Source organism: Acinetobacter sp. GN11 (assembly GCF_054823985.1).
In genome coordinates this window covers 1-7,345 of the sequence record NZ_JRVL01000088.1, presented here as the reverse complement: position 1 = coordinate 7,345, position 7,345 = coordinate 1, and the positions used below count along the sequence as shown (strand labels likewise).

Here is a 7,345-nt window from a genome sequence, read left to right as displayed (position 1 = left end):
ATACATAGCTAAGGTTCAGTTGCTCTTCTAATTTGTTGGTCTTTTTTAAAAAAATATTACTTAAACTTTCAGAAACAATCAGATAATAAGTCAACGCAACCATAACAGCAGCAATCAAGATTAAATAAATATACATTTAAAATCCACTGTTCTGAAATTTAGCAATATCTATTTTGAAACCAGATTCTTTTAATTCCTGTAAAAATGTAGGAATAAGTCCTGTTGCACCAAAATAACCTTTTATTTTTTGTGACTCTAAATCAAGTCCTGTTTTATCAAATTTGTAGATATCCTGCAGCTGGATTTTACCACTCTCAATCCCTGTCACTTCAGTGATATAGGTAATCTTTCTAGAACCACATGAAAATCTGGATTGCTGTATTAAAACATCAACCGCTGATGCAATCTGCTCCCGAATCGCATTAAGTGGCAAATCCATACCTGCCATCATAATCATGGTTTCAAGACGAGCTATCGCATCTCGTGGCGTATTTGCATGTAATGTTGAAAGTGACCCTTCGTGACCAGTGTTCATGGCTTGGAGCATATCCAGCGCTTCAGGTCCTCGACATTCCCCGATTACAATACGGTCAGGACGCATACGTAATGAGTTCTTAACTAAATCACGTATATTCACCGTACCCTTGCCTTCATTATTACCAGGACGTGCTTCCAAAGAAATCAGATGGTCATGATCCAATTTAAGCTCTGCCGCATCTTCAATTGTAATCACGCGCTCACCATTCGGGATAAATCCTGCGAGCACATTTAGTAAAGTAGTTTTCCCAGAGCCAGTTCCCCCAGAGATTAGAATATTCTTTTTTGCAGCAACACAAAGTTGAAGAAAATCAGCCATATCATCATTCAAGCTAAAAAAGCTGACCAGATCTTCAATTAATATTCGTTTTTCTGGGAATTTACGAATAGTTATTGTTGGTCCTTTAATTGCTAAAGGTGGAATAATTGCATTTACACGAGAACCATCTTTTAAACGAGCATCCACCATGGGAGAACTTTCATCAATTCTTCGTCCTAATGGTGTCACAATCCGTTCAATTACATCTAAGATAGCTTTATTACTAGTAAACTCTAGATCACTTTTAATAATTTTCCCGGATTGTTCAATAAAAATTTCATCTTTGGCATTAACCATAATTTCAGTGACTTGTGGATCACTTAATAACTCCTCTAGTGGTCCTAAACCAATCGCCTCATTAATGATCTTTTGTTTTAATCTATCTACATTTAAAACTTGAGGAAGCTCTTCATCTACATCAAATAAAACCTGTTCCAAGCATGTTAAAGTTTCTACTTTCAACTCTTCTGGCGTCATGGTATTAATATCCTTGCGCCTCAGGTCCATTTGTTTAACTAACTTTTCTCTTAAGATCTGAATCCATTCAACCTCTAGAATCTTATAGGTTTTAGAGTTATAAGGAATATTGGTAACTTGAGTACTATAAATAGTCTCATCATCTGTCGTATCTCGTAAAGCATCTAATACGTTCTGATCAATCGATTCAGAATTGACAACTTTTATATTTTGATGAATTAAATCATCATCTACATCTAGAAGTTGAATTGTATATCCGCCAATGACAATACTATCAACCTGTAAATTAATAGGGCCATAAAAATCAATTTTCCGCCCATTCACAACTGTCCCATTAGCACCGCGATTTAAATCCTCAACAACATATCCTCCACTCAACTTTTTAAGTGAACAATGTTGATCGGCTATAAACCATCCCTTGAGTTGTAAATCACATTTCTTCGACTTACCAATCAAAATTTCCGTCTTTTCAAATGTGAATATTGATTCCTGACTTTTATTTGTTATTTTCAGTTTCATCAACATTCTCATCTTGCAAATTATAGTTTTTAGGAAGCACTAATCCTGAACCAAGCTCAGCTTGAGCAACGCTATCTGCACTTTGGCTTATGCGCTGCATTTTTGATTCAAAATCTTTTTCATACACATAAGGTGTCACAAAGAAGACTAATTCATTTTGTTTTATTCGATTAGAACGGCTTTTAAATAAGTTACCCAGTATCGGAATTTTTCCTAAACCAGGAACTGCACTTCCAGTACTATTTTTCTCAGCTCCAACCAAACCACTTAGTACGAGTGTCTGTCCTTGACCAACCACAAATTCTGTTTCTGTTCTTCTTGTTAAAAAGCCAGGTACGCCAGATACTTGTACCGATGAATCAATAGTACTCACTTCAGCTAAGATTTTAGCGACAATTCCCTCATTAGAAATTGTAGGATGAATATCTAGCTTAATACCATAGTCTTTAAATTCTATCGAAGGCGTTCCTGTTGCTCCTGACGATTGGTAAGGAATTTGCCCACCAGATAAGAAAGTTGCATTACCACCATTTTTACAAGATAAAAGTGGTCGAGCAATGATCTTAGCAGTTCCATTTTCTTGTAAGAGATTAATCTTACTATCAATATAACTAGCTAAACCAAAATATGTTTGGAATGGATCAATCTTAGGTAATGGAAGAATATTATTAGCAAGTGGATTATTGGCTGAACTAAAAGCGGCACTTCGTTTGAAGTCCCCCATAATCCCAAATTTTGGACCATCAATAGAAGAGGTATTCCAATTAATTCCTATTTCTTTAGTAGAAGAAGTTGAAATTTCTACAACACGAACATCAAGATAAATCATTTTTTGTTTTTCTTGGACATTATTTTCTTTAGTCTTGGCTAAATTGACAACATTCTTAAAAAGACTGGCATAGTTATCAATTTTATCTTTATCATCTGAACTAATATTCGCTCCTTGCAGAACAACATTATCACCAACAATATTAATGCTCAGATTTGGAATATTACCTAGAGCTGAACGCAAATTTTCTAAAGTCTTTTTTAAATTACTCGGAAAAACATGTACTTCAGATGAAATGTACTGTTTACCATTCCAAATTTTAACCGTGGTATCTCCAGCAGTCACGCCTGTTAAAGCTATACCTTTACGACCAATATTCTTTGCTTTAACAATTTGATCATTACCAATAACAACATCTGTAATAGCTGGATCATTTAGATAAAGTGTTTCCCCAATATATAACTCATCAGACATTGCGCTAACATGAAATGCACTAATGCTGGCCACTAAAGCTAAAGATGTGCTCTGTATTGTTCTAGATAAAGTTGACTTATTCATCTTTATTTCCATAAATAATATTAAAACCTGAATGTTTTTGATTTTCTTGAATATGTGAATTAACCTCAGGTCTTACCACGGGGACTTGAACAACAGGAGTCTTTACAACCGTATTTTGTTTTTGCATATTGATTAACTGTATAAATCCAGTTGTATCACTCATCACCTGATCATCAGGATTTCGTAGCACCGCAGAAATTCGCCCCATACTCGCTGCCATGGTAATGTTCTTAGCATCTTCGGCACTTACATCTAAAGTAATATTGGTATAACCACTAGTCTCACCAGCCTCATAATTAACATCTGTTTGCTTTCCGGTCGCTAAAATTTTAACGCCTTGCATTAAAGGTACAGTTGCTGTTTTCTCGCTACTTTGCAAAGTCACCATGAGATCAATTAAATCACCAGGTTTCAGCATGGTAGAAATTGAACTTTCATCATCTACAGGAATCGTTAAAGCTCTTCGTCCTGGTGGAATAAGCTTAGAAATATCTTTTTTTATCTCAATCATGGAATACATAATGATATCGCCAGGTTTTAAGTCCACCTTTAATGGAAGACCATCAATGGAATCATAATCAGAAGCCAATACTGCATTAGACTGCTGATATTCAGATGGAACATTTCTTTGTGAAACAATATTGGTTGAAATCAGATTTCCAGTACTTAGCTCTTTACTCGCCACAACATATGTAACTTCAGGTCCTTTTTGAGTAAGACTTTCAACTTTATGATCAAAAGCCTTTTTAAAACCCCAGATACTGAATACCCCGATTAAAATTGAAATAATAAAAGCAAAAACTTTTTTATTAATATGAGGTAAATTCATTACGGTATCGCATCCAAATTCAAAATTGTTGCATTAAATTTATTCATAAATAAATCGTAAGTATCCTTAAACATAAAGAAAAAACTTCCATCGCCAAAAATGCTATTACCAGCAACTAATAAAGTTAGAACAAAAATCATGCATATTAAGTATTCTGTAGTTGTATTTCCTTTGATTGAATTACGCATGCGATATACTCTTTTCAACATACACAACAACTAAATTATTGATTAGTTTTCTCATATCAAAGATTAGATTTACTTCACCACCATCTTTTAATTCAAAATAAGAAAATGATGAATTTAAGTCACTCGTTTTTGCTTGCTTTTGTATTTGATGAACTAGATTCAAGTAATCATTTTTTTTAAAATTCTTAAACATCATAGTCCGACTAACTGAACCATTATCTTCACTTTGAAAATCAGTAGATGGATTACTTAATTTTATATAATTAGGCAATTTAATATATTTTAATTTACTTTTAGACTTACAAATAACCCTAGCAGACATCGCATTATTAGATAAACTTAACAGTTGTAATGTAACCCCACCATCTTTTCCGATATAAAATAAAGAACCCTGTTTTGTGAATCTTAAATTTTTTTCATTTAAAATTCTCATATAACATTCCAAACTACAACTAGGAGAAAATAAGTTAAACATTTGAACTGTTGATCCATTTAATATGTTATTTTTACCAATTGGTATCAATTGCATATTCTTTTCTTTCAAATCACCAAACAGACATGCTTTTGCATCTGTAGCAATAAAAAAAATTAAAGTCAGAATAGATATTAAGTTTCGTTTTTTGATCATTTTAATGTAGCTTTTCGGTCATTTGGAACAATTTCCATTTTATAAATACCATCTTCACGAATTTTTTTCTCAAACCCCATTGAAGCAACAGCAACGTTATATACTGTATTAATCTTGGCTTGTATGAGTTCATAAGGAATTAAATAGCGGGATTTTTTTACAATTTTTTTGATTTCTTTTGGTTCATTTGCTGCCCAGTTATTTCTTAATGTTCCTGATGAACTTTTAATATTAAATGTTTCTGGTAATTCGAAATCAATAATACCTGTCACAAAATTAACTGGAACAGTAACGTCAACGGTATATTGCCCATTAGATTTTAAACTTCTAAAAGGTTTAGCGGCCACGTCTAAAGGATCAATTCTTAATGTTTTACTATACCTCTCATTTTGTTGACTAGCAGATACCTGTATAGAATCCCAATGCACCAATGATTGACCCGCCATATCCTGATCAGCCGCATCATCACAATCAGCATTTCGATCACTTAAAACATCTGCACCAGTTCTGGCGAAAAAACGTTGTCCAACTTCCTGTGAAAGCTTATCCGAATCATCCGTGTTAATTCCTTTATTGACTCTCCAAGCAACATAATCTGCTGCCTGTTCTGATTTTAATTTAACAGTAGCCAGTTTAGAAACCATAGGAATAGCGATCAGTAACATACTGAGGATTCCTGCCACAATTGCGAACTCGGCAATTGATTGTCCTTTTTGATTGTTTTGCATATTTATTCTCAATTCAACCAAGCAGCTTCTGCGGTTACCAACGCCCGTTTACTAACATCCATATCATCAGATAATCGTACCTTCCAGTAAGGGCTAAATAACGAGCCATACTCATGATTGATTTGATTTCCAACTACCTCAAGTTCCCAAGGACGCTGAAAATAAACTTCAGCCTGAGTAATAGCCTGCATATCACCATTTCGAAACTTGCCACCTTCTAACTCATCATAATTATCAAGTACCGTAAAGTTAGGAGACATTCGTAAGTTAGAGTTTCTATTAACCGTTTCAAGCTTATTGCGAGATTTTTTAACCGAAATAACAAATGGAAAATTCATTTCTTTATTATTTAAGTCTTTCAATTCATAAAACTTGGGGATCCCCACACCTGTCATTTCTCCGCCATTATCTCGAACATCCCATTGAGGAGTATTATTTTCAGAATAATCCCGAGCTCGAGGATTGGTTGAGCTTGCTCCTCCATAACTACCTGATCTTTGGGCTTGATCTTCGCCTAATTGACTTCCGAGTGCGCTACCCCAACCAATTGGCATCTCATCATGCCTACTTCGTATCCGCCATCTTTTAATGGTTTTGTAATAATGATGAATAGATAAAGTATCAACCCCTTTCCATTCATCAAGTTGCACCAATTCAGTACCGCCAGCTTTATGAATACGATATTCATCCCATCCACCTGGCGCTAAAATCAGCTTAGGTAAAATATCATTTTTACTGCGGTTGGTAATAAAAGGATCTGCTGAACTCAATACCACATCAGCCATACGTTGCCTTTCTTTCTCAACATATTGCTTCATAATCTGAGCTGGAAAGGTCGAAGCTGACATGACCAGACGAAGATCATATTCAGAGTGATCCTTTTGAGTTAATTCAGCAAACTCTCTTGGAGTATTCAACACAGTGGTATTGCTCACCAGATTTAAAGCAGCTTGTGCCGACTCTAACGCTCTAACTTCAACCCCATAACCTTCTATATATGGCCCAATATAATCTGCAAAATAATCTAAACCAGTACTAATTTTTGAAAAAACAGCACTGACTGGCGGAAACCAAGTTGTAGCCGTACTAATATTATCAGAAGTTTTAGCAGCATATTTAGCCCAAGAAGCTGTACTAACTCCTTGAGCAATAGCTAACTGATTGGCAATTTGAGTTCGATTAATATAAGCATTTATATTCAATAATCTTGCTTGCCGAGTTGCTGTTGCATATGCAGCTTGATCGGCAAGCATTTTCGCCTGTTGCCGTTCGGATAATAATTGAGCTGTATTAAAAACAAAAACTATCGTCAACATTAATATTAAAGAGATAATAAGCATCAACATTGTTGATTGCCCTGATTGATGCTTCATATCATCACCTTATTTAATTAACTTAAGCATGGCTATTATAAATTTCTAAATATTTATTTTAACGAGAACCTTGCTCATAAGTGCCTAATCGTTTATCAACAGTACCTTCTCTTGTCGCCGAATTAGCATTGGTTGTAGCACTTGTTCTTCCAGCAGCAGTATTTTGTCCCCCTAATGCTGCTGCTGCAACTGCAACTTGAGAACGTGCTGTATTACCATAAAAACGGAATACCCCAATTGCAGCAACTGCAATTAAAGCCACGATAATAATATATTCCGTCATACCTTGACCGCGAACTTTATTCATTTTTACATTAAGTTTTAAATCTGTTTTTTTCATTAAAGCATCCTAGTCAAAAAATAAAATGTTTTAAATGTACAGTTTATTTTTGTACATTTTCGTGTATTATCGTGCAAATT

8 protein-coding genes are annotated in these 7,345 nt (G+C 34.6%); all 8 read right to left on the bottom strand.

All coding sequences use genetic code 11. The annotated features are described in order from the left end of the window. Positions 1–136: 136 nt before the first annotated feature. The 8 genes from NL42_RS09745 to NL42_RS09710 are packed head-to-tail and all read right to left on the bottom strand — an operon-like array spanning position 137 to position 7,265. Positions 137–1,852, bottom strand: coding sequence for an ATPase, T2SS/T4P/T4SS family (locus tag NL42_RS09745; RefSeq protein WP_461312598.1), 1,716 nt, complete (start codon positions 1,850–1,852; stop codon positions 137–139). Next, a complete protein-coding gene (locus tag NL42_RS09740; protein WP_461312597.1) occupies positions 1,830–3,179 on the bottom strand; it encodes a type II and III secretion system protein family protein in 1,350 nt (449 codons plus the stop codon). Before NL42_RS09740 ends, NL42_RS09745 begins: the two co-directional genes overlap by 23 nt. Further along, complete coding sequence (gene cpaB, locus NL42_RS09735; RefSeq protein WP_461312596.1) at positions 3,172–4,008, bottom strand: Flp pilus assembly protein CpaB; 837 nt, start codon at positions 4,006–4,008, stop codon at positions 3,172–3,174. Before cpaB ends, NL42_RS09740 begins: the two co-directional genes overlap by 8 nt. Beyond that, positions 4,008–4,196 carry a hypothetical protein gene (locus tag NL42_RS09730; protein ID WP_461312595.1) on the bottom strand — a complete coding sequence of 63 codons (189 nt, stop codon included), beginning with the start codon at positions 4,194–4,196 and terminating at the stop codon, positions 4,008–4,010. Before NL42_RS09730 ends, cpaB begins: the two co-directional genes overlap by 1 nt. Further along, complete coding sequence (locus tag NL42_RS09725; protein WP_461312594.1) at positions 4,189–4,824, bottom strand: hypothetical protein; 636 nt, start codon at positions 4,822–4,824, stop codon at positions 4,189–4,191. The genes NL42_RS09730 and NL42_RS09725 overlap by 8 nt, the downstream gene beginning before the upstream one ends. Continuing rightward, positions 4,821–5,552, bottom strand: a complete 732-nt coding sequence (locus tag NL42_RS09720; protein ID WP_461312593.1) for a TadE/TadG family type IV pilus assembly protein — start codon at positions 5,550–5,552, stop codon at positions 4,821–4,823. The genes NL42_RS09725 and NL42_RS09720 overlap by 4 nt, the downstream gene beginning before the upstream one ends. 8 nt (positions 5,553–5,560) lie before the next feature. Then, entirely contained in the window at positions 5,561–6,925 is a 1,365-nt protein-coding gene (locus tag NL42_RS09715; RefSeq protein ID WP_461312592.1) for a Tad domain-containing protein, read from the bottom strand. 58 nt (positions 6,926–6,983) lie between these two features. Further along, the gene (locus NL42_RS09710) at positions 6,984–7,265 is read right to left on the bottom strand and encodes a Flp family type IVb pilin (RefSeq protein WP_461312591.1); all 282 of its coding nucleotides are present in this window, start codon (positions 7,263–7,265) and stop codon (positions 6,984–6,986) included. Positions 7,266–7,345: the final 80 nt, after the last annotated feature.